The following is a 20,693-nucleotide window of genomic DNA, read 5'->3' on the forward strand; positions in this document are numbered from 1 at the left end:
GATATTTCGTCGATTCGACGAAACTCAAGCTGCCGCATGAAACTCACCGACGCCGACCAGCAACTGCTCTCAATGCTCCGTGAGAACGCACGGGCCTCCACCGCCCAGATCGCGCGCCGGCTGAACCTGTCACGGACCACGGTGCAGAGCCGGATCGAGCGGCTGGAGCGCGAAGGCGTGATCAGCGGCTACACCGTGCGCGTGCACGATGAGTACGACCGCAGCCACCTGCGCGCGCACATCATGATTGCCGTGCACCCCAAGCAGATGACCTCGGTGGTCGCCGCCCTGAGGGCGATGCCGGAACTGCGGGTGCTGCATTCGGTCAGCGGCAGCCACGACCTGATCGCCATCGGCGCGGTGCCCACGGTGGGCGACATGGACCTGCTGACCGACCGCATCGGCGCACTCGAAGGCGTGGAGCGCACCACCTCGTCGATCGTGCTGTCGACCAAGTTCGAGCGCTGACGGCGAGGCGTCCGGGTCCGCTCACGTACAATGCACGCCCCCGCAAGGCCCCGACCGTGAAGAAGTCCGATTTCCACTTCGACCTGCCCGATGCGCTGATCGCGCAGGCGCCGCTGGCCGAGCGTTCCGCGAGCCGGCTGCTCGTGGTGCCGCCGGGTGACGTGCCGTTCGCCGACCGCCATGTGCGCGACCTGCCGGAATGGGTACAGCCCGGCGATCTGCTGGTGTTCAACGACACCCGCGTGATTCCCGCGCGCCTGTTCGGGCAGAAGGAAAGCGGTGGGCGCGTGGAAATCCTGATCGAGCGCCTGCTGCCGGACAACGCCGCGCGTGCGCAGATCGGCGCCAGCAAATCGCCCAAGCCGGGCAGCCGCATCCAGTTGGACGCCGGTGGCGAGGCGGACGTGGTGGGTCGTGACGGCGAGTTCTACCAGTTGCGCTTCCATGTGCCGGATTCGCTGGAAAGCTGGCTGCTGTCGGCCGGGCGGCTGCCGTTGCCGCCCTACATCCAGCGCGATCCCGGCAAGGACGACGACGAGCGCTATCAGACGGTCTTTGCGCGGGAACTGGGCGCGGTGGCGGCACCGACCGCTGGCCTGCATTTCGATGATGGGCTGCTGTCCGCGCTGCGCGAGCGTGGCGTGGAATTCGGCCACGTGACGCTGCATGTGGGGGCGGGCACCTTCCAGCCGGTGCGCGTGGACAACATCCACGAGCACCACATGCACAGCGAATGGCTCAACGTCGGCGCAGTGCTGGTCGAGCAGGTGCGTGCCGCGCGTGCCCGCGGCGGTCGCGTGATCGCGGTGGGGACCACCGTCGTGCGCGCGCTGGAGTCCGCAATGCGGGACGGAGAACTGCAGCCGTTCGCGGGCGAGACGCAGATCTTTATCTTCCCCGGCTACCGCATCCGCAGTGTCGATGCGATGGTCACCAACTTCCACCTGCCGGAAAGCACGCTGCTGATGCTGGTCAGCGCGTTCGCTGGCAAGGATCGGATCATGGCCGCCTACGCCCATGCGGTGCGCGAGCAGTACCGGTTCTTCTCGTATGGAGACGCGATGCTGTTGTTCCCGGAGGATGCCAAGTGAATCGTGGCCGTTCCGCGTCAGAAATCGGATCGTCATTCCGGCAAAAGTCGGAATCCATTTTGATTTTGGCTTCCGACCGCAACACCAACAGCCAAATGGATTCCGGCTTCCGCCGGAATGACGGAGATCGGGCGCGCGGCATGGTGTCCGCATGAGCCGCATGTCCTTCGACCTGCTCACCACCGATGGCGCCGCCCGCCGCGGCCGCGTGACTTTCCCGCGCGGCACGATCGAGACGCCGGCCTTCATGCCGGTGGGCACCTACGGGTCGGTGAAGGGCATCCTGCCCGAACACGTGGAGGACCTGGGCGCCGAGATCATCCTCGGCAACACCTTCCATCTGTACCTGCGGCCGGGACTGGACGTGATCGGCGCGCATGGCGGCCTGCACGGGTTCGCCCGCTGGAACAAGCCGATCCTCACCGACTCCGGCGGTTTCCAGGTGTTCTCGCTGGCGCACCGGCGCAAGATCACTGAGCAGGGTGTGACGTTCGCCTCGCCGGTTGATGGCAGCAAGGTGTTCCTCGGTCCCGAGGAGAGCATGAACATCCAGCGTGTGCTGGGTTCGGACATCGTGATGATCTTCGACGAGTGCCCGCCGGTGAACGTGGATGGCAAGCCGGTGGACCCACGCGTCATCGAGCGATCGATGGAGCTGTCGCTGCGCTGGGCGGAGCGCTCGAAGCGCGCGCACGAAGGCAACGACGCGGCACTGTTCGGCATCGTGCAGGGCGGCGTGCACCACGACCTGCGCTCGCGCTCGGCGGACGGCCTGAAGGCGATCGGCTTCGACGGCTACGCGATCGGCGGCCTCGCGGTCGGCGAGACCGAGCAGGAACGCAACACGACGCTCGAACACACCTGCCCGCAGTTGCCGGAGGACCAGCCGCGCTACCTGATGGGCGTGGGCCGACCCGAAGACCTAGTGGAAGCGGTGGCGCGCGGCGTGGACATGTTCGACTGCGTCATGCCGACCCGCAACGCACGCAATGGCCACTACTTCACCTCGTTCGGCACGGTCCGCATCCGCAACGCCAAGTACGAGCACGATCTGCAGCCGATCGAGCCGGGGTGCGGCTGCTATGCCTGCCGCAACGGGTTCACCCGCAGCTACCTGCGCCACCTGGACCGCTGCAACGAGATGCTGGCCCCGATGCTGGGAACCCTGCACAACCTCTGGTACTACCAGCAGGTGATGGCGCAGATGCGTGCGGCCATCGCGGAGGGGCGGTTCTCCGATTTTCGGGCCGCCTTCTACGCGGCCCGGGGCGCGGAACCCATGCCCCTGTAGGAGGGCGAGGGCACCGCTGGCGGGTCCATGGCGCCCCGGCGCGGGGCGGTTTCCGCCCTCGGCCGGGAACCATTCGGCGCCGCCGCGGTCTTTTCCGGTCCGGACCAGCGGGTAGCCCGGGCGGCCCCCTGTCGCGCATGGCATAATCCCCGGCTGCTTTTAATACTGAATGGACAAGTCCATGAATCTGCTTGATTTCTTCATTGCCCCCGCGTTCGCGCAGGCCGCGCCGGCCCCGCAGGGCATGGGCGGCTTCGGCCTGCTGATGCCGATCGCCCTGATCGCCGTCATGTACTTCCTGATGATCCGCCCGCAGATGAAGCGCGCGAAGGAACACCGTTCGATGCTGGACAAGCTGTCCAAGGGCGACGAGGTCATCACCTCCGGCGGCATCGCCGGCACCGTCACCGACATCGGCGACAACTTCGTCACCCTGGAAGTGGCCGACAACGTGCGCGTGCGCGTGCAGAAGGCCGCCGTGGGCAACGTGCTGCCGAAGGGTACGCTGAAGTCCGCCTGATCCGCTTCCTCCACCTTGCCGCGCATGTGGCAGGGTGGATTCCCGCTGTTTCCGAACCATTGCTGAGCGCATGCCCGGGAAGGGCCTGCGCGGGTCGCCACGATGCTTGAATTCCCTCGCTGGAAATACGTCCTGATCCTGATCGTCGTGTTGGCAAGCGCGTTGTATGCGCTGCCCAACCTGTATCCGCAGGATCCCTCCGTGCAGATCACCGCCAACCGCGGTTTCGCCATCGACGCCGCGCTGCGCAGCCGCGTGGATGCCGCGTTGAAGGATGCGGGCGTGCAGGCCAAGGAGGTCGATACCGAGGCCTCCAGCATGCTCGTGCGCCTGCCCAGCCTGGAGGCACAGACCACGGCCAACGACGCGTTGCGCGAGGCGCTGGGCCAGGACTACCTGGTTGCGCTGAGCCTGGCTTCCACCGTGCCGGACTGGCTGGGCAATGTCGGTGCGCGTCCGATGGTGCAGGGCCTGGACCTGCAGGGTGGCGTGCACTTCGTGCTGCAGGTCGACCAGAAGGCAGCGCTGGACAAGCGTGTCGACGGCTATCTGGAAGACACCCGCGTCACCCTGCGCGACAAGCGCGTACGCTACACGGCGGTCGAACGTCGCCCCGACAACAGCATCGTGGTGACGCTGGCAGATGGCGAAGACGTTGCCGCCGCGCAGCAGGCGCTGGCGCAGACCCTGAGCTCACGCGGCAACACGGGCGGCACGCTGGCCACGGGCTCGGGCCTGACCTACCAGGCCTCTGGCAACCAGATCACCATCGGCCTGCCGCAGGCGGAGCTGGAGCAGATCGCCAGCGAAGCGATCGAGCAGAACCTGACCACGCTGCGCAACCGCATCAACGAGATCGGCGTGTCCGAACCCATCATCCAGCGCCAGGGCAACGACCGCGTGGTCGTGCAGCTGCCGGGTGTTCAGGACACCGCCGAGGCCAAGCGCCTGATCGGCGCGACCGCCACGCTCGAGTTCCGCGCGGTGGTGGAAGGCAATGCCGCCGACGCCGTGGCCAGCGGCCGTATCCCGCCGGAGGCCAAGGTCTTCCAGCTGCGCGACAACGCCGGTCCGGTGCTGTTGAACAAGCGCGTGCTCGCGTCCGGCGACGAAATGGTCAACGCCCGCGTGGGCGTGGACAACAACGGCCTGCCGGCCGTGGACGTGACCCTCAACAACATCGCCGGCCAGCGCATGTTCGACTACACCAGCGCCAACGTGGGCAAGCTGATGTCGGTGGTGTACATCGAACGCGTGCCGACCGTGACCATGGTCGACGGCAAGGAAGTGCGCAGCGTGCGCGTGCGCGAGGAAGCGCTGGCGCCGACCCGCATCGCCGGCGTGTTCGGCAAGAACTTCCAGACCACCGGCCTGGAGAAGACCGAGGCCGACAACCTGGCCAAGCTGCTGCGCGCCGGCTCGCTGGCCGCGCCGATGGATTTCATCGAAGAGCGCGTGGTCGGCCCCAGCCTGGGCGCCGAGAACGTCGCTCGCGGCACCAAGGCCGTGGTGTTCTCCTTCGTGTTCGCGCTGGCGTTCTTCCTCGTGTACTACCGCATGTTCGGCCTGATCACCTGCATCGCGCTGCTGCTCAACCTGGTGATGGTGGTGGCGGTGATGTCGCTGTTCGGTGCAACCATGACGCTGCCCGGCTTCGCCGGCCTGGCGCTGACCATCGGCATGTCGGTGGACGCCAACGTGCTGATCAACGAACGCATACGCGAGGAGTTGCGCGCGGGCGTGCCACCCCAGGCCGCCATCGCGACCGGTTACGACAAGGCATCGGGCACCATCTTCGACTCCAACATGACCGCGCTGCTGGCCGGCGTGGCGCTGTATGCCTTCGGCACCGGCCCGCTCAAGGGCTTCGCCGTGACGATGGTCATCGGCATCCTGACGTCCGTGTTCACCGCGGTCACCGTGTCGCGCGGCATCGCCACCCTGATCTACGGCGGCCGCCGCAAGATCAAGTCCATCGCCATCTGACGGGAGACAGAAGATGAGCCTTTTCCCGTTGCGGCTGATCCCGCACACCACCAACTTCAACTTCATGCGCGTGCGCTGGGTGTCCATAGGCATCGCCGCGCTGCTGGCGATCGCCGCGATCGGCGCCATCGCGTTCAAGAGCTTCAACTTCGCGCTGGATTTCACCGGCGGCACGGTGGTCGAACTGCGCTTCCAGACCCCGCCCAACGTGGACAGCGTGCGCGAGCGGCTGGAAGCCGGCGGTTACGGCAGCGCCCAGGTACAGACGTTCGGTACCGGCAGCGACCTGCTGGTGCGCCTGCAGCCGCGCGAGGACGCCGGCACGGCGGCCGGCGCCGAGGCCAGCGACCGCACCGCTCAGGATGTGCTGCGCCTGGCTTCCAGTGAAGGCAATACGGCGACGGTGATGCGCAGCGAGTTCGTCGGCCCGCAGGTCGGCAAGGAACTCGCGCTCAACGGCCTGTACACGCTGCTGTTCGTGGTGGTGGGTTTCCTGATCTACATCGCCGTGCGCTTCGAGTGGAAGTTCGCCGTCTCCGCCATCGTCACGACCTTGGCGGACGTGCTGATCGTGGCCGGCTTCTTCGCCTTCAGCGGCATCGAGTTCGACCTGACCATCCTGGCTGGCCTGCTGTCGGTGATGGGCTTCTCGATCAACGACAAGATCGTGGTGTTCGACCGTGTGCGTGAGAATTTCCGCAACCTGCGCGCAGAGCCGATGGAGATCCTGAACCGTTCGATCAACCAGACGCTGTCGCGCACGATCATCACCTCGTTCGTCGCGTTCCTGACCGTGTTCGCGCTGTACCTGTATGGCGGCGGTTCGCTGGAAGGCATGGCGCTGTCGCAGATGATCGGCATCGTGCTGGGTACCATCTCGTCGATCTTCGTGGCCTGTCCGTTGCTGACCATCGGCTTCCTGACGGTCACCAAGCAGGACCTGATGCCCAAGGCCAAGGACGAGGCGCTGCTGGCGCGTCGTCCGTAAGCAGCGCCGTTTCCCAAAGAAAAAGGCCGCGCATTGCGCGGCCTTTTTCGTGGCGTTGACTTGTGTAGGAGCGACGTCAGTCGCGACCGCACGGCTGGACCATCGGCTGGATCGGTGAGACACGAATGGCTGGGATCGGCGCGTGTAGCGGGTGTCCCTGGCGCCCTGGATGCGCGGTCGCGACTTACGTCGCTCCTACAACAGCCCGCCCATCGGGCGTCACGCGTTGAACGCCGCCGCGTAGCCCGACGACACGATGGTCTTCTGCAGCGCTTCGGCGACCTTGAGGTTGCCGGCCACGATCTGGCGGGGGAGGGCGGTGCGGCCGTCGATCTTGCCCAGGGCGGCGCCACGGAAGTCGCAGACCTTGCCGCCGGCTTCGCGGACCAGCAGCACGCCGGCGGCGATGTCCCAGTCCTTCACGCCGGCTTCGAAGTAGGCATCGGCACGACCACAGGCCACGTAGGCCAGGTCGAGCGCGGCCGAGCCGGTGCGACGGATGTCCTCGGCGTGCACCAGCAATTCGCGGACGCACTCCAACTGGGCGCCGGCACGGGCACGTTCGCGCGGCGGGAAGCCGGTGATGATGACGGTGCCGGCCAGTTCCTTGCGATCGGCCACGCGGATGCGGCGCTCGTTGAGCTGCGCGCCGGCGCCGCGGCTGGCGGTGAACAGGTCGTTGCGCAGCGGATCGAAGATCACCGCGTCGGTCGGTTCGCCGTTGTCCACCAGGGCGATGGACACGCAGTAGTGCGGGAAGCCGCGCAGGTAGTTGCTGGTGCCGTCCAGCGGGTCGATCACGAAGGTGTAGCGGCCGTTGATCTGGGCGCCGCTTTCCTCGCCCACGAACCCGTAGTCCGGATAGGCGCGGCGCAGTTCCTTGATGATGACCTTCTCGGCATCGGCGTCCACTTCGCTCGCGTAGTCCATCCGCTCCTTCTGCACCACGTTCAGTGCATCCAGCTTGTTGATGCTGCGCAACAGCACGTTGCCTGCCAGGCGGGCTGCCTTGGTCATGACGGTGACGACGGGCTTCTGCATGCGAACGAACCTCGGACAGGCGTGGGGTGGGGCGAACAAGTGGAAAAGAGCAGCACGGCGCGAAGACCGGCCCGCGCAGTTTACCATTTGCCCCCATGAACACGCCCGTTTCCTTCACAGATCCCGTTTCCCTGGCCGCCTCCGCCCGCCTGCGCGTCGTGCTGGTGGGCACCCAGCACCCCGGCAACATCGGCGCGGCCGCCCGCGCGCTGAAGACCATGGGCCTGACGCGGCTGGTGCTGGTGGCGCCCGAGAACTACCCCGCGGAAGAGGCGTACCGGCGCGCGGCCGGGGCGGACGACCTGCTGGCCGATGCCGCCGTGGTCGCCACGCTGGCCGACGCCGTGGCCGACTGCCAGCTGGTCCTCGGCTGCACCGCCCGCAGCCGTCGCGTGCAACTGGAAGAACATGCGCCACGGCAGGCGGCTGCCCTCGCGGTCGGGCGTGCCGCGACGGGTGGCGAGGTGGCCCTGGTGTTCGGCCGGGAGCGCACCGGGCTGAGCAACGAGGAACTGCAGCTCTGCCATGCGGCGGTGCACATCCCGGCCAATCCCGAGTACAGCTCGCTCAACCTGGCGGCGGCCGTGCAGGTCCTGGCCTACGAGCTGAGGCTCGCGCTGCTGGAGCGCACGCAGGTGGCGGATGCCGTGGTCGTGCCGCCCGATGAAGCGCCCGCCAGTCATGCGCACATGGAGGGCTTCTTCCTCCAGTTGGGCGAGACGCTGGACGCGATCGATTTCCACAAGGGGCGCACGCCGGATTCGGCCATGCGCAAGCTGCGGCGGCTGTTCAACAAGGCCGATCTGAACGAGCAGGAGGTACGCCTGCTGCGGGGCATCCTGGCCGATGCGCAGCGCATGGCCCGGCTGGCGGGCAGTGGCGGCGCCGGATCACTGTCTTAAGGTCACGTTTTCCGCTAGGCTGCCGCCATCGTTTCGGCGGGCGCCTATCGTTGCGTACAACCTGGTTCAGCCTGGCGCTGGCCGCGATCGGCGCAGCACTGCTACCCGCAAGCGTCGCGCCGGCCAGCGCCGCCGGTGACGAACGCGTCCTGGTTCTGGGACGCATCAGCGACGACCCGAAGGCCCACTACGAGCAGCTCAAGCCGCTGCTCGACTACGTGGTGCCGCGGATGCGTGACGTGGGCATCACCGAAGGTCGCATCCTGATGGCGCGGGATACCCAGCAGATGACCAGCTACCTGCGTCGTGGCCGGGTGGACTGGGTTACCGAGACGGCCGGCACCGGCATGCGGCTGCAGGAGCGTGCCGGCGCGCGCCCGATGCTGCTGACCGAACGCGGGGGCGTGAGCCGCTACCACGGCGTGTTCTTCGTCCGCCGCGACAGCGGGCTGGAGCGGCTGGCCGATCTCAAGGGCCGTACGGTGGCCTTCCAGAACACCGCGTCGACCAGCGCCTATTTCGCACCCTCCGTGGCCCTGCTGGATGCAGGCCAGCGGATGGAGATCCTGCTCTCGCCTATGGACCGCCCCTCTGCGGATTCGGTGGGTTATGTCTTCGCGCGCTCAGAGCTCAATATCGCGGCCTGGGTGCACAAGCGTCTGGTCGACGCGGGCGTGGTCAGCAACCTAGACTGGGACGATGTGCGGCGCATGCCGCCGGGCTTCCGGCGCGACTTCCGCGTGATCCACGAAACCCAGGATTTCCCGCGCGCACTCGAGATGGTGCGCGGCGACCTCGACCCCGCGGTGGAAGCCCGCCTGCGCGAGGTGCTGCTGGAGGCGGCGAACGATCCCGCTGCCCGCGACGCGCTCAACGTCTTTTTCCGCACCACCCGGTTCCTGCCGGTGGATCCGGCATCGCAGCAGGCGCTGGACAACCTGCGCCGTGGCGTCGCCCGCGTCAGGGAGCAGGTGGAGTGAGGGCGCTGCGCTTCGGCCTGCAGGCGCGCTTCCTGGCCGCGATGGCGATCATGCTGGTCGTGGTCATCGCCCTGCTCGCGACGCTGCTGCACCGCCAGAAGGTGATGCAGCAGGAAGTCGCCGACCTCGGGCGCGACGCCATGCACGGCATGGTCGAGGACAGCCTGCGCCGGCATGGCGAGGCAACGGTGGACCAGCTTGGGGATGCACTGGCCAATCCGCTGTACTACTTCGACCTGGACGCGATCGGCAGCATCGTGCGTTCGGCGCAGAAAGAACCGGACGTGAGCTACGTGCTGGTGTACGACAACCAGGGCAGGATCATCCACGACGGAACAGCGGACATCGCCGTCTACGGACAGACGATGACCGACCCGCTGGCCTATGAGGCCGTCAACGCCCGCAGCATGCACACGCAGTGGTCGGCACAGATCGTGGACGTGTCCGAACCCATCATGATCGGCAGCGAACGCATCGGCGGGGTGCGCGTCGGTTACTCGGTCGCCTCCGTGCGGGCGTACGAGGAGAAGGCCATCGCGGCCGCGCGGGCGCGCCTCAACGAACTCGGCGCGCGCCACCTCGGCTGGATCGCCTTGCTGCTGGCCGCGCTGGTCGCCGCCTGCGTGGCGATCATGCTGTACGTGCAGCGCACGCTGATCCGGCCGGTCCGGCAACTGGCGCGTGCGGCGCACGACATCGAGGTGGGCAACTACAACGGCGAGCGCATGGCCAGCGAACGTCAGGACGAAGTCGGCGAACTGGTGCGTGCATTCGGCACCATGAGCGACAGCATCGCGCGGCATGACCGCGACGTGCGCCGCATGGCGTACACCGACTCGCTGACCGGGCTGACCAACCGGCTGGCGTTCCGCGAAAGCCTGGACCACCGCCTGATGATGCTGCGCGGCGCTGGCCGCCAGCTGGCATTGCTGTTCGCCGACATCGACGACTTCAAGCGCGTCAACGACACGCTGGGCCATGAGGCCGGTGACGAAGTGCTGCAGCAGTTCGCGCACCGCATACGCGATGCGGTGGACCTGATGGGCGGAGATGACGCGTTGCTGGCGCGCTTCGGCGGCGACGAGTTCGTCATCCTGATCCAGGACGGCGATGTGCGCAGCAGCGCCACGCGTCTGGCGGAGAAACTGGTCGCCGAACTGGGCCGTCCCATCGTGGTGCAGGACCGCCAGGTTTTCCTGGGCACGTCCATCGGCATCACCCTGTTCCCGGAAGATGCATCCGGTGCGACCGCCCTGATGAAGAACGGCGACATCGCGATGTACCAGGCCAAGGTGGCAGGCAAGAACTGCTACCGTTTCTACAGCCGCGCGATGGACCAGGCCGTGGAGCGTCGCGTGCGGATGGAGCAGGAACTGCGCGGCGCGTGGGAGCGTGGCGAACTGAGCCTGATGTACCAGCCGGTGTTCCGCATGGCCGACAGCCGCATCGTTGGCGCCGAGGCGCTGCTGCGCTGGCAGCACCCGGAGCTGGGCATGGTGGCGCCATCGGTCTTCATCGACGTGGCCGAGCAGAGTGGGCTGATCGAGAGCATCGGTCCGCGCGTCCTGAGGGCCGCCTGCGCGGCCGCCGCGCGCTGGGGTACCGATCGCGATGCGCTGGATCCGCTGTTCGTCTCGGTCAACGTGTCGCCGCGCCAACTGCGCAGCGGCGACCTGCCGGACGTCGTGGCCGAGTGCCTGCGCGATACCGGACTGGCGGCATCGCGGTTGCACCTCGAGCTCACCGAGACCGCCGTCATCAGCGACGAGGCACACGCCAGCGCGCTGCTGGCCACGCTGCATCGCACCGGCGTGAAAGTCTGGCTGGACGATTTCGGTACCGGTTTTTCCGGCCTGAGCCACCTGCGCCGCGTGCCGGTGGACGGCGTGAAGATCGACCGCAGCTTCATCGCCGACATGCTGCGTGACCCCGACGACCTTGCGCTGACCACGGCCATCATCGCGATGGCGCATTCGCTCGGCATCACCGTGGTAGCGGAGGGCGTGGAGAAGGAAGGCCAGTTCAACCTGCTGCGCGAGCGCGGCTGCGACCTGGCGCAGGGCTACTGGCTGGGGTATCCCGTCACCGCAGCCGAATTCGCGCAGCTCGTGGCTTGAAAGAGGGCGCTGTTGCAGGAGCGACGTGAGTCGCGACCGTGCGCCATGACATGACGCGATGATGCATCGCCCGACCTTCCCGGCGCGCTCTTTTTTCTAAGGCAGTTTGATTGCTCCGGTCGCGACTCACGTCGCTCCTACAAAAGCAGGAAGCGTCAGAACCAGCGCGCGAACAGCTGTGTCAGCGATTCGACGAGGTTGCCGGACAGGAAGCCGAAGACCACGATGGCGATGCCGCCTGCCACCCACGCCACCAGCAACAGCGCACCATCGCGTTCCAGCAGTGCCAGGGCGAACAGCAGCAGCAGGATGCCGAACACGTAGTTGGTGAACGGGATCGGCAGCGCGAGCAGCAGGCCCAGCAGGATCAGCAGCAGGCCGGTGAAGCTGAGCGCGATGCGGTTGTCCAGGAACGCGGCCATGCGCGGGCGCACCAGCTTCTCCAGACGGCGCAGCCACGGTGCCATGCGCTGGCGGAAACGCATCATCGCGCTGCGATGCGGGCCACGGCGGGCCAGGAACTGCGGCAACCACAGCTTGCGCATGCCCAGCAGCAGTTGCGCGCCCACCAGGATCACCATCGGGCCACCGATGGCGCCGCCCACGCCCGGGACCGGGATGAAGGCGGGGAGCACGCCGAGGAACAGCAGCATGCCGAAGGCGGCCGGGCCGAAGTCCTTCAGCAGGTCGCCCAGGCGCAGCACATCGTCGGGATCGCCGGTGGCGAAGCCGTCGAGCAGCGTCACCGTGCTCGTGTGGGGTGTCGCATCGGGGCTCATGTCAGACGGCCAGGTCTTCGCCATCGGTTTCCGGCAGCTTCTGCAGTAGCAGCTTGTCGATGCGGGCGCCGTCCAGGTCCACGACCTCGAAACGCCAGCCCGCCCAGTCCAGCCGTTCGCCGACATGCGGGATGCGGCCGAAGCGTTCGATCATCATGCCGGCCAGGGTGTTGTATTCGTCGTCGTCCGGCAGCGCCACGCCACCGAGCAGCTCACGCAGGTCATCGTTCGGCAGCGAGCCATCCACCAGCAGCGAACCATCCTCGCGCACCACCACCAAGGGAGCATCCTCGGTGTTCTCGCTGGCCTGCAGGCGGCCGACCACGGCACCCATCAGGTCGCTCTGGGTGACCAGGCCCTGGATCTCGCCGTATTCGTCCACGACCAGCGCCAGCGATTGCTGCTCTTCGCGAAAGATCTCCAGCAACTTCATCGCATGGGTTGATTCGGAGACGAACAACGGCTCGCGCAGCTTGATGAAGAGATCGGGCTTGTCGATGCCGAAACGATCCAGCAGCGACTTCACTTCCAGCACGCCGATGACGTCCTGATCGTTGCTGCGATACACGGGGAAACGTGAGAACGCGGACTCGTGCATCGTCTGCAGGTTCTCCTCGTACGATGCTGACGCATCCAGCCAGGTGATCTTCTTACGCGGCGTCATCAGGCTGTCGGCAGTGCGGTCGCCGAGGCGCAGTACGCGATTCATCATGTTGCGTTCGTCAACGTCGATTACGCCGGCCTCGTGTCCTTCGGACACCAGCATGCGGATTTCTTCCTCGCTGATGGTGGACACCTGGTCCTTGCCCAGACCCAGCAGGCGCAGAACCAGGCGGGTGCTGTGGGAGAGCAGCCAGACAAAGGGGAAGGCGGCTTTCGCCAGCCAACCCATCGGCACCGCGACGACCCCGGCAATCGTTTCCGGCGCCGTGATCGCAAGACGCTTGGGTACCAGTTCGCCGAAGATCAACGTGAGGAACGTGATCAAGGCGACTGCAAGGGTCTTGCCGATCAGCTCCGACCAGGGCTGTGGCTCACCCACAAGGGTGAAACTGGCCGCGAGTGACGGAAACATGCCCTGCAGCCGGTCGGCGATGGCCATGCCGATGGCTTCGCCACCGAACAGGCCCGTCAATACGCCGATCAGCGTGATGCCGATCTGCACCGTGGAGAGGAAGTTCTCGGGCTTTTCGGACAGGTCCAGCGCGCGCTGGGCACGGTGGCTGGTCTGTGCCATCTGCTTGAGGCGACTCTTGCGCGAGGTCATGACCGACATCTCGGACATGGCGAAGAAGCCGTTCAGCAGGACCAGGGCGAATACGATGAGCAGCTCAAGCACGGGAGCCTCCGTTCACAGCGGGGAGGACCGGCGAGGCGGGCGGGGTCTGTCGCGGAGGACAGTGGGGGGAGGCAGGGTCGTCATCCATAGGGTGCACCCGGAGGCGCGGGGCGAGTTTAGCAAACGACCGACGGGCGGAAGCGTGAAGCTGAACGAGACATTCGGCTAGTGCGGAGGCCCGCAGGCGGCGTTAGCAGCCGGGTCGGGCTGTCCGCAACCGTCACGGAACGGTCATAATTCCGCCCCTGAAGCCGTCCATCCCGTGACGGTGGGACCGCCCGATGTTCTCCCTCCAGACGATCTTCGGCTCCGGCCAGCAGTTCTACACGCTGTTGGACGAGGCCGCCCAAGCCGCCCACGACAGCACCAAGGCCCTGCACACCATGATGAAGGCCACCGACCGCCAGCCGGCGCTCGATGCCTTCAAACTGGCGCGCCTGCGCGAGCGCGCGGCCTCGGACAAGATCGGCAAGGCGCTGGTGGACAGCTTCATCACGCCGATCGAGCGCGAGGACATCGAGGCACTGGGCTCGGCGTTGTACAAGATCCCGAAGCAGGTCGAGAAGTTCGCCGACCGCTACTCGCTGGCCATCCAGCACCTGGACGGCATCGACTTCGCGCCGCGCGCGGCGATGCTGGAGCAGGCGGCCAGCGTGGTCGTGGAGATGGTCCACGAGATCAAGAAGATGAACATCGATCGCATGACCTCGCTCAACGAGAAGCTGCGCGCGATCGAGAACGAAGCCGACCGGCTGATGCTGGAACTGTACCGCGACATCTATTCCGGCCGCCTGGACCACCTGCAGATGTTCCTGCTGAAGGAATTCTTCGAGATCCTGGAGAAGGCCATCGACCGCTGCCGCGAGGCCGGCGTGGTGGCGTACCAGATCGTGCTGAAGAACAGCTAAGGGCGCACCATCATGCTGACCCTCGTGCTGGTGGTGATCCTGGCCGCGCTCGTCTTCGAGTTCATCAACGGCTTCCACGACACCGCCAACTCCATCGCCACGGTGGTCGCCACCAAGGTGCTGTCGCCGGGCCAGGCGGTGATGCTGGCGGCCGGCATGAACCTGATCGGTGCGTTGATGGGCACCGCCGTGGCCAAGACGATCGCCTCTGGCCTGGTGAACACCGACGTGGTGCAGGTGACCTCGCAGGTGATCCTGTGCGCGCTGCTGGGCGGCATCGTGTGGAACCTGATCACGTGGTGGAAGGGCCTTCCGTCGTCGTCGTCGCATGCCCTGATCGGTGGCCTGTGCGGTGCCGCGCTTGCCGCCGCACACAATGACTGGGCGGCGCTGATCTGGTCCGAGACGGTGGGCGACTGGACCAAGAACAAGGGCATCCTGTGGAAGGTGGTGCTGCCGATGGTCACTTCGCCGGTGGCGGGCTTCCTGCTCGGCATCCTGGTGATGGTGGCGCTGTGGGGCCTGATCGCGTTGCTGTCGCGTGCCGGTGGCTGGCTGGGGCGACTGGCGCGCCCGCACTTCGTCAACAGGTTCTTCGGCAAGGCGCAGATCCTGTCGGCGGCCTACATGGGCTACGCGCACGGCCACAACGATGCGCAGAAGACCATGGGCATCATCGCGCTGACGCTGTTCGGCGCAGAAGCCAGTGGTGCGCTGAACGACCTGCCGGGCTGGCTGGCGTTCCTGCACCCGGGTGCGGCTGGCGAGCAGGACATCGCGATGTGGATCGTGATCACCTGCGCCATCGTGATGGCCTTGGGCACGGCGTCCGGTGGCTGGAAGATCATCAAGACGCTGGGCCACAAGATGGTGAAGCTGCATCCCATCAACGGCTTCGCAGCGGAAACCAGCTCGGCCACCATCCTGACCGTGGCCGCGCACTTCGGCATGCCCGTGTCCACCACGCACAGCATCTCGACCGCCATCATGGGCGTGGGCTTCGCCAAGAATCCGCGTGCGCTGAAATTCAGCGTGATTGAACGCATCCTGTGGGCGTGGGTGCTGACCATCCCGGCGGCCGGCGGTATCGCCTACGGCCTGCTGCGCCTGCTGGAAGCGATCGGCTGGGCGTGATGCTCCCGCGCATGCACGGGAACGAAAAACGCCGGGCACTGCCCGGCGTTTCTCTTTATTCGATGAGGTGAGCCCTCAGAGCAGGTCGCCCTCTGCCGACAGGGCACGCTCCATGCTGTCGCCCAGGCCGCCGATCTCCAGCACCAGCCGGTCCACTTCCGCCGGGTTGAGGCTTTCGTAGGGACGGTTCTCGCACAGCTGCAGGTAGGGCACGCCGTCGAGCTCGCCGATGGCCAGGTAGCCCACGCTGCTCTGCCAGTTGAACTTGAGCGCGCGCTTGGCGTCGATGCCGGTCATCGGTGCGATCACCGTGCTCACGCGCAGGTAGCCGCGCTCGTCGTCGTTGCCCAGTTCCGAAAGGAAGATGGACTGGTGGCGCTTGCCGTTGTCCAGCGACAGTTCCACGCAGGCCACGTAGGCGTCGTGCATCGCCACCTTGTAGCCGGAGGAATGCAGGTAGCCGCGCACCTGTTCGAAGTTCTGCATGGTGTACTCCCGTGTTGCCGATGCCGCTATGCTAATCCGCCATGAGCGCCAAGTCTCCCGAAGATCGCATTCTGGCCGTCATCCGCGCCATTCCGCGCGGACAGGTGGCAGGCTATGGAGAAGTGGCGCACCGTGCGGGATTGCCTGGCCGTGCACGGCTCACCGCGCGCATCCTCAGCCAGAACGACGATGCCACGCTGCCGTGGCACCGCGTGCTGCGGTCGGATGGGCGCATCGCGTTCCCTGATGGCTCGAAGGCGTTCCGCGAACAGAGCCAGCGCCTGCGCGCGGAAGGTGTGAAGGTGGAGAACGGGCGCGTGAAACGCCCGCGCAGGGAAGATGACCTCGATGCCGCCCTGTGGGGACCAGGCGCGCGGTGACACGCTGCCCCTTATGATGTGAGCTGATCGTTACGAGGTTTCCCATGTTTCCCCGTTTGCTTCCCGTCACCCGAAACCTGCTGATTGCCAATGTCGGCGTCTACCTCCTGCAGCTCATGCTGGGCAATGCGTTCCAGGCATGGTTCGCGTTGTGGCCGGTGGGCCACGGCTTCATGCCATGGCAGTTGCTGACGTACGGCTTCCTTCACGACACCAGCGGCCTGACGCACCTGCTGTTCAACATGCTGGCGCTGTACATGTTCGGTTCGTCGCTGGAACAGACATGGGGCCCCAAGCGGTTCCTGACCTACTTCCTGGTGTGCATCGTGGGCGCAGGCCTGCTGCAGCTGATCGTAGGATGGTGGATGGTGTCCGCCGGCACGCTGCCATACGCCACGGTCGGTGCATCCGGTGGCGTGTTCGGTCTGCTGCTGGGTTACGGCATGTTGTTCCCCAATCAGAGGATGATCGTGTTTCCGTTGCCGATGGAGATCAAGGCACGCACGCTGGTGATCTTCTACGCGGTCCTCGCCCTGGTGCTCGGCTTCACCGGCCTGCAGCCCGGCGTGGCGCATTTCGCGCATCTCGGCGGCATGCTGTTCGGGTGGCTGATGATCCGCTACTGGCGCGGGCAGCCACCGTTCGGTGGACGCCGCCGGGGTCCGCCGCGGATGCGCGTCGTGAAATAAGGCGGGCGGCAGCAACAAAAAAAACGGCGCGGATATCCGCGCCGTTTTCGTCAGGGTGCCGTTTCCGGCTCAGCGCCAGATCCGGACCTGGTCCGCTTCCTTCGCCTGCATCGGCTGGCCCGCCTTGCAGGTGAAGGCCTGGGCGAAGGCCGGCTGCTGGATGAGCGGACCGTTGGCGCGCCACTGGCCCGGTGCATGCACGTCCACGGCGGCGCGTTGGGCGGCTTCGGTTTCGGACAGGTTCTGCGCCCACAGCGTGGCCCATGCCTTGTAGAACGATTGCCTGGTGGCGGCATTGGCCTGCGGTTCGGCGGTGGTGAACGCGTCCCACGCCAGTTCCACACCGGCCAGGTCGGCCAGGTTCTCGTCCTGGGTCAGCGTGCCATTGACCTTGACGTTCTTCAGCCCCGGGTATGCGTAAGCGCCATACTGCGTTGCCACCTTGCTGCCCAGTGCATTCCACGCGGCCACATCGGCTGCGCTCCACCAGTCGCGCAATTGGCCCTTGGCATCGACCATGCGGCCCTTGCCATCGAAACCACGGCTCAGCTCGTGGCCGACCAGTGCGCCGAACGCACCGTACTGCACGGCAGCCGGTTGCTTCGCGTCGAAGATCTCTTCCTGCAGCACGGCGGCCGTCACGATCAAGCGGTTCTGGGCCAGGTCGTAGGCCAGCGCGGGCTGCTGCGGCAGCACGTCCCAGCGACGGTCGGCGTTGCCCTTGCCGATGCGCTTCATTTCCTCGCGGTGGCGCCAGGTGGACGCGATCAGCATGTTGCCGCCGAAACTGCCACGGCCCATCGGCTGCACGCTGTAGTCCAGGTCGCGTTTGGGCGTGCCGACTTCGATCTTCAGCTTGTCGAGCTTGGCCTTGGCTTCGGCCTTTGCGGCCTCGCTCAGCCAGGTGTTGCGTTCGATGCCGCGTCCCAGCGCGTCGCGCACCTGTCCGGCGATCTGCTCTGCCCGGCGCTTGTGCTCGCTGGGCACGTAGCGCTCGGCGTACTCCTTGCCCAGCATCGGGCCGGCGGCGAGGTTGACGGCATCCAGCACCTGGCGCCAGCGCGGTGCTGGGGCGGCTTCGCCACGCAGCACGCGGCCGCGGAATTCGAACTCGGCATCGCGGAAGGGTTTTGCCAGGTAGGGTGCCATGGCATCACCCACGCGCCAGCGCAGGTAGGCCTTCCACTGGTCCGGTTTCAGGCTGCCGACGAGGCCATCGAGGCGCTTGAACAGCGCGGGGTCGGCCATGGACACCGTGTCGTCGGTGACGCCCTGCACCTTGAGGAAGGCATCCAGTTGCAGGTTGCGGTACTGCTTGCCCAGATCCTTGGTCGGCACCGGCGCGTAGTTGGCGAACGGACTGCGCAGGTCCACCAGCGGCTTGGACACCTGTGCCAGTTTGGTTTCCAGGTCGATGACCAGCGCGGACTCGGCATCCAGCTTGTTGGCCGGCGTGCCGGTCAGGGCCAGCACCTGCTTCACGTAGGCGCGGTAGCGGCCCAGCAGTTCGCGCGTGTCGGCGTCGGTGCGGGTGTAGTAGGCGGGGTCGGGCAGGCCCAGGCCGCCCTGCATGAAGTAGCCGATGTGGCGGTCCAGCGCCTGCAGGTCCACGTCCGGGCTGAAGTTGAAGGTCACCGGCACGCCGACCTGGTGCAGCGCGGCGATGGCCGGCGCCACATCCTTGGGCTTCTTGATGGCATTGATGCGGTCAAGCAGCGGCGCGATCGGCCTGGAACCGTCCGCTTCCACGGCGGCTTCGTCCAGGCCGCTGGCCCAGAAGTCGCCGAGCAGTTTCTGCACGTTGCCCTGCGGTGCCTTCATGGCCCCATCCAGCAGTGCACGCTGCTGCTCCAGGGTGCGCTCGCGGAAGGCGCCCAGCACGCTGACGCTGCCGGCACCGGCGGGAAGGCTGTTGTTCTTCAGCCAGTCCGCATTGGTGGCGGTGTAGAAGTCGGTGCACTGCGCGCTCACGGCGGGGGTGGTCGCGCGCTTCTTGCGCTGCGCTTCGGCATGGGGGGCGCCCAGCGCGATGACGAGGGCGAAGGCGATCAGGGTGGGGCGGCCGAGAGCGGGGCGCGGGCTGGGCATCAGGAGAATCCAGGGGTTCAGGGGTCGGGCGATTCTAGCAAGCGCGCCCCATCTGCCCTGTCACGGTTCCCCACATCTGCCGACGGTCTTGGCGACGCATTCATGCGCTGTGTCACAGAGCGCACATGCCGTGGTGGGCGGGCGTCGGTGCGCTCGCCCACCCAGGACGTCACAACGCCAATTGCCCCTTGTCCACGATGACCTTGCCGTCCAGCGTCACCGTACTGCCAGGCAGGAAGAAGTTCATGCCGTAGGCGAGGGCATTGTCGCCGCCTGCCCACAGGTTGTTGCCCAGGCCCAGGGTCACCGTGCCGGCCGGCACCCAGTTGCCCACTTGGCTGCCAGAAGGCAGTTTGACGTTCGGATTGATGCCCATGTCGAAGAACGAGACTTCGTTCTTGCGGGCATCGCTCACGGCATCGAATTCGGCCTTCAGCGCTGCGAAGCCGGGCCCTGTCCCGGTGAGTGCGGTGATCTTGCCCCCGGCGACGGTCACGGCAAGGTCATCGATGGCCTGCCCGCGGAAGTAATCGCGGGTGGCGACGATGCGGCCTTCGCCGGTGCCCGCGACGGGCGTGGTGTAGACCTCGCCGGCAGGCAGGAAGACCTGCAGTGCGGGACCGCCGCTGCGGATGTCCTCCGGTGAAATGACGCCGTCGCTGACCAGCACCGGGCGTCCCTGGATCCGCATCCGATAATCGGTGCCGTTGGGGTGGCTGACATGCAGTTCGTTGCCGGCGGCCAGCGCGCCTTTCACCGCCTGTCCCCGGGTCTGCAGCGCGGCATGATCCACGTTGACGCCCTCCCAGAACGTCCTGGCCAGTTCGGTTTCGGACATGCCCAGCCGTTGCGCGCGCCATGGCGTGGGATACAGGCCATTGCCGATCTCCACCTGGCGCACGTTCTCCTTCATGAACGCCTGGCCGATGGCTTCCCCAGCCTTGCCGCGCGCCGCCACGCGCTGCGGGTCAGCGCCCTCGAACAGGTTTTCCGAGGTGCCGTTGCTCAACGAGATGACCACGTCGAAGACCTTGGACAGCGCCAGGTCCAGCGCCGGCGCCTGGGTGTCGAACTGCGCCGGTACATCGAAGAACATCCGCTTGGCGAGCCGGTCGCTGGTGTATTCGATCATCGGGAATGCACCCGCGCGGCGCACCTGCAGCGCGATGTCTTCCAGCAGTTCGGCATCGTGGGTCCTGCCGACGATGATGACGGCATCGCCCTCCTTCACCGCTGCGCTGGCAACCAGGCGCTGGGCAAGCTGCTCCAGGTCAACGGGCGGCGCGGCGGGTTCGGCGGGCTCGGCGGCGGCGGATTCAGCCGTGGCCTGCGCGTCCGCAGGAGGCGGTGTTTCCTGTTTCTGGCACGCGGCCAGCACGACGCAGGCGATCGCGGCGCCCAGTATCGACACGGTGAGACGGGTCATGGCAGTCCTCCTTCGATGGATGGAAGCACAGCCTTGCAACGCCCCCTCGATGCGTGGCCAGCACAGGGGTGACGCCCGGA

At 66.6% G+C, this 20,693-nt stretch carries 19 protein-coding genes; 13 read left to right on the top strand and 6 right to left on the bottom strand.

Translation table 11 applies throughout. From position 1 onward, the window contains the following. The first annotated feature begins 36 nt into the window (after positions 1-36). From IB223_RS04885 to secF, 6 genes are all read left to right on the top strand, one after another. Positions 37-468, top strand: coding sequence for an Lrp/AsnC family transcriptional regulator (locus tag IB223_RS04885; protein ID WP_192200523.1), 432 nt, complete (start codon positions 37-39; stop codon positions 466-468). Positions 469-524: 56 nt separating this feature from the next. Beyond that, positions 525-1,559 carry a tRNA preQ1(34) S-adenosylmethionine ribosyltransferase-isomerase QueA gene (queA, locus tag IB223_RS04890; RefSeq protein ID WP_192200524.1) on the top strand — a complete coding sequence of 345 codons (1,035 nt, stop codon included), beginning with the start codon at positions 525-527 and terminating at the stop codon, positions 1,557-1,559. Positions 1,560-1,710: 151 nt separating this feature from the next. Next, positions 1,711-2,850: a tRNA guanosine(34) transglycosylase Tgt gene (gene tgt / locus IB223_RS04895; protein WP_192200525.1), complete on the top strand. Its 1,140-nt coding sequence runs from the start codon at positions 1,711-1,713 to the stop codon at positions 2,848-2,850. A 181-nt stretch (positions 2,851-3,031) separates the two neighbouring features. Then, positions 3,032-3,370, top strand: a complete 339-nt coding sequence (gene yajC, locus IB223_RS04900) for a preprotein translocase subunit YajC (protein WP_192200526.1) — start codon at positions 3,032-3,034, stop codon at positions 3,368-3,370. A gap of 102 nt (positions 3,371-3,472) precedes the next feature. Continuing rightward, complete coding sequence (gene secD, locus IB223_RS04905; protein ID WP_192200527.1) at positions 3,473-5,356, top strand: protein translocase subunit SecD; 1,884 nt, start codon at positions 3,473-3,475, stop codon at positions 5,354-5,356. A gap of 13 nt (positions 5,357-5,369) precedes the next feature. Further along, positions 5,370-6,344, top strand: coding sequence for a protein translocase subunit SecF (gene secF, locus IB223_RS04910; protein WP_192200528.1), 975 nt, complete (start codon positions 5,370-5,372; stop codon positions 6,342-6,344). Positions 6,345-6,563: 219 nt separating this feature from the next. Here the strand turns inward: secF and IB223_RS04915 are convergent, their stop codons facing one another. Beyond that, positions 6,564-7,385: an inositol monophosphatase family protein gene (locus tag IB223_RS04915; protein ID WP_192200529.1), complete on the bottom strand. Its 822-nt coding sequence runs from the start codon at positions 7,383-7,385 to the stop codon at positions 6,564-6,566. 95 nt (positions 7,386-7,480) lie between these two features. On the opposite strand from IB223_RS04915, the gene IB223_RS04920 reads away from it, so the two are divergent. From IB223_RS04920 to IB223_RS04930, 3 genes are all read left to right on the top strand, one after another. Beyond that, the gene (locus tag IB223_RS04920; RefSeq protein WP_192200530.1) at positions 7,481-8,287 is read left to right on the top strand and encodes an RNA methyltransferase; all 807 of its coding nucleotides are present in this window, start codon (positions 7,481-7,483) and stop codon (positions 8,285-8,287) included. A 98-nt stretch (positions 8,288-8,385) separates the two neighbouring features. Further along, on the top strand, positions 8,386-9,267 hold the full coding sequence (locus IB223_RS04925; RefSeq protein WP_192201254.1) for a phosphate/phosphite/phosphonate ABC transporter substrate-binding protein: 882 nt from the start codon (positions 8,386-8,388) through the stop codon (positions 9,265-9,267). Next, positions 9,264-11,384: a GGDEF domain-containing phosphodiesterase gene (locus tag IB223_RS04930; protein ID WP_192200531.1), complete on the top strand. Its 2,121-nt coding sequence runs from the start codon at positions 9,264-9,266 to the stop codon at positions 11,382-11,384. Before IB223_RS04925 ends, IB223_RS04930 begins: the two co-directional genes overlap by 4 nt. 155 nt (positions 11,385-11,539) lie before the next feature. On the opposite strand, the gene IB223_RS04935 is transcribed toward IB223_RS04930, so the two are convergent. Both IB223_RS04935 and IB223_RS04940 read right to left on the bottom strand, forming a co-directional pair. Beyond that, the gene (locus tag IB223_RS04935; protein ID WP_225590809.1) at positions 11,540-12,187 is read right to left on the bottom strand and encodes an exopolysaccharide biosynthesis protein; all 648 of its coding nucleotides are present in this window, start codon (positions 12,185-12,187) and stop codon (positions 11,540-11,542) included. Continuing rightward, positions 12,165-13,502 (bottom strand): hemolysin family protein, encoded by a 1,338-nt coding sequence (locus IB223_RS04940; protein ID WP_192200532.1) that lies wholly within the window; start codon positions 13,500-13,502, stop codon positions 12,165-12,167. Before IB223_RS04940 ends, IB223_RS04935 begins: the two co-directional genes overlap by 23 nt. 281 nt (positions 13,503-13,783) lie before the next feature. Between IB223_RS04940 and IB223_RS04945 the strand changes: the two genes are divergently transcribed. Together IB223_RS04945 and IB223_RS04950 are read left to right on the top strand one after the other, a co-directional pair. Then, positions 13,784-14,410 carry a DUF47 family protein gene (locus tag IB223_RS04945; RefSeq protein WP_056878267.1) on the top strand — a complete coding sequence of 209 codons (627 nt, stop codon included), beginning with the start codon at positions 13,784-13,786 and terminating at the stop codon, positions 14,408-14,410. A 12-nt stretch (positions 14,411-14,422) separates the two neighbouring features. After that, positions 14,423-15,544, top strand: coding sequence for an inorganic phosphate transporter (locus IB223_RS04950; protein ID WP_192200533.1), 1,122 nt, complete (start codon positions 14,423-14,425; stop codon positions 15,542-15,544). 75 nt (positions 15,545-15,619) lie between these two features. Here IB223_RS04950 and IB223_RS04955 read toward each other — a convergent pair whose 3' ends face one another. Next, positions 15,620-16,030, bottom strand: coding sequence for a hypothetical protein (locus tag IB223_RS04955; protein WP_192200534.1), 411 nt, complete (start codon positions 16,028-16,030; stop codon positions 15,620-15,622). A 41-nt stretch (positions 16,031-16,071) separates the two neighbouring features. On the opposite strand from IB223_RS04955, the gene IB223_RS04960 reads away from it, so the two are divergent. Together IB223_RS04960 and IB223_RS04965 are read left to right on the top strand one after the other, a co-directional pair. Then, positions 16,072-16,410, top strand: a complete 339-nt coding sequence (locus IB223_RS04960) for an MGMT family protein (RefSeq protein ID WP_192200535.1) — start codon at positions 16,072-16,074, stop codon at positions 16,408-16,410. A 44-nt stretch (positions 16,411-16,454) separates the two neighbouring features. Further along, entirely contained in the window at positions 16,455-17,099 is a 645-nt protein-coding gene (locus IB223_RS04965) for a rhomboid family intramembrane serine protease (protein WP_192200536.1), read from the top strand. 69 nt (positions 17,100-17,168) lie between these two features. On the opposite strand, the gene IB223_RS04970 is transcribed toward IB223_RS04965, so the two are convergent. Continuing rightward, positions 17,169-19,187, bottom strand: a complete 2,019-nt coding sequence (locus IB223_RS04970) for a M13 family metallopeptidase (protein ID WP_192200537.1) — start codon at positions 19,185-19,187, stop codon at positions 17,169-17,171. Between the two features lie 169 nt (positions 19,188-19,356). Further along, a complete protein-coding gene (locus tag IB223_RS04975) occupies positions 19,357-20,613 on the bottom strand; it encodes an aminopeptidase (RefSeq protein WP_192200538.1) in 1,257 nt (418 codons plus the stop codon). Positions 20,614-20,693: the final 80 nt, after the last annotated feature.

Source organism: Pseudoxanthomonas sp. PXM03 (assembly GCF_014852005.1).
GTDB lineage: Bacteria > Pseudomonadota > Gammaproteobacteria > Xanthomonadales > Xanthomonadaceae > Pseudoxanthomonas_A.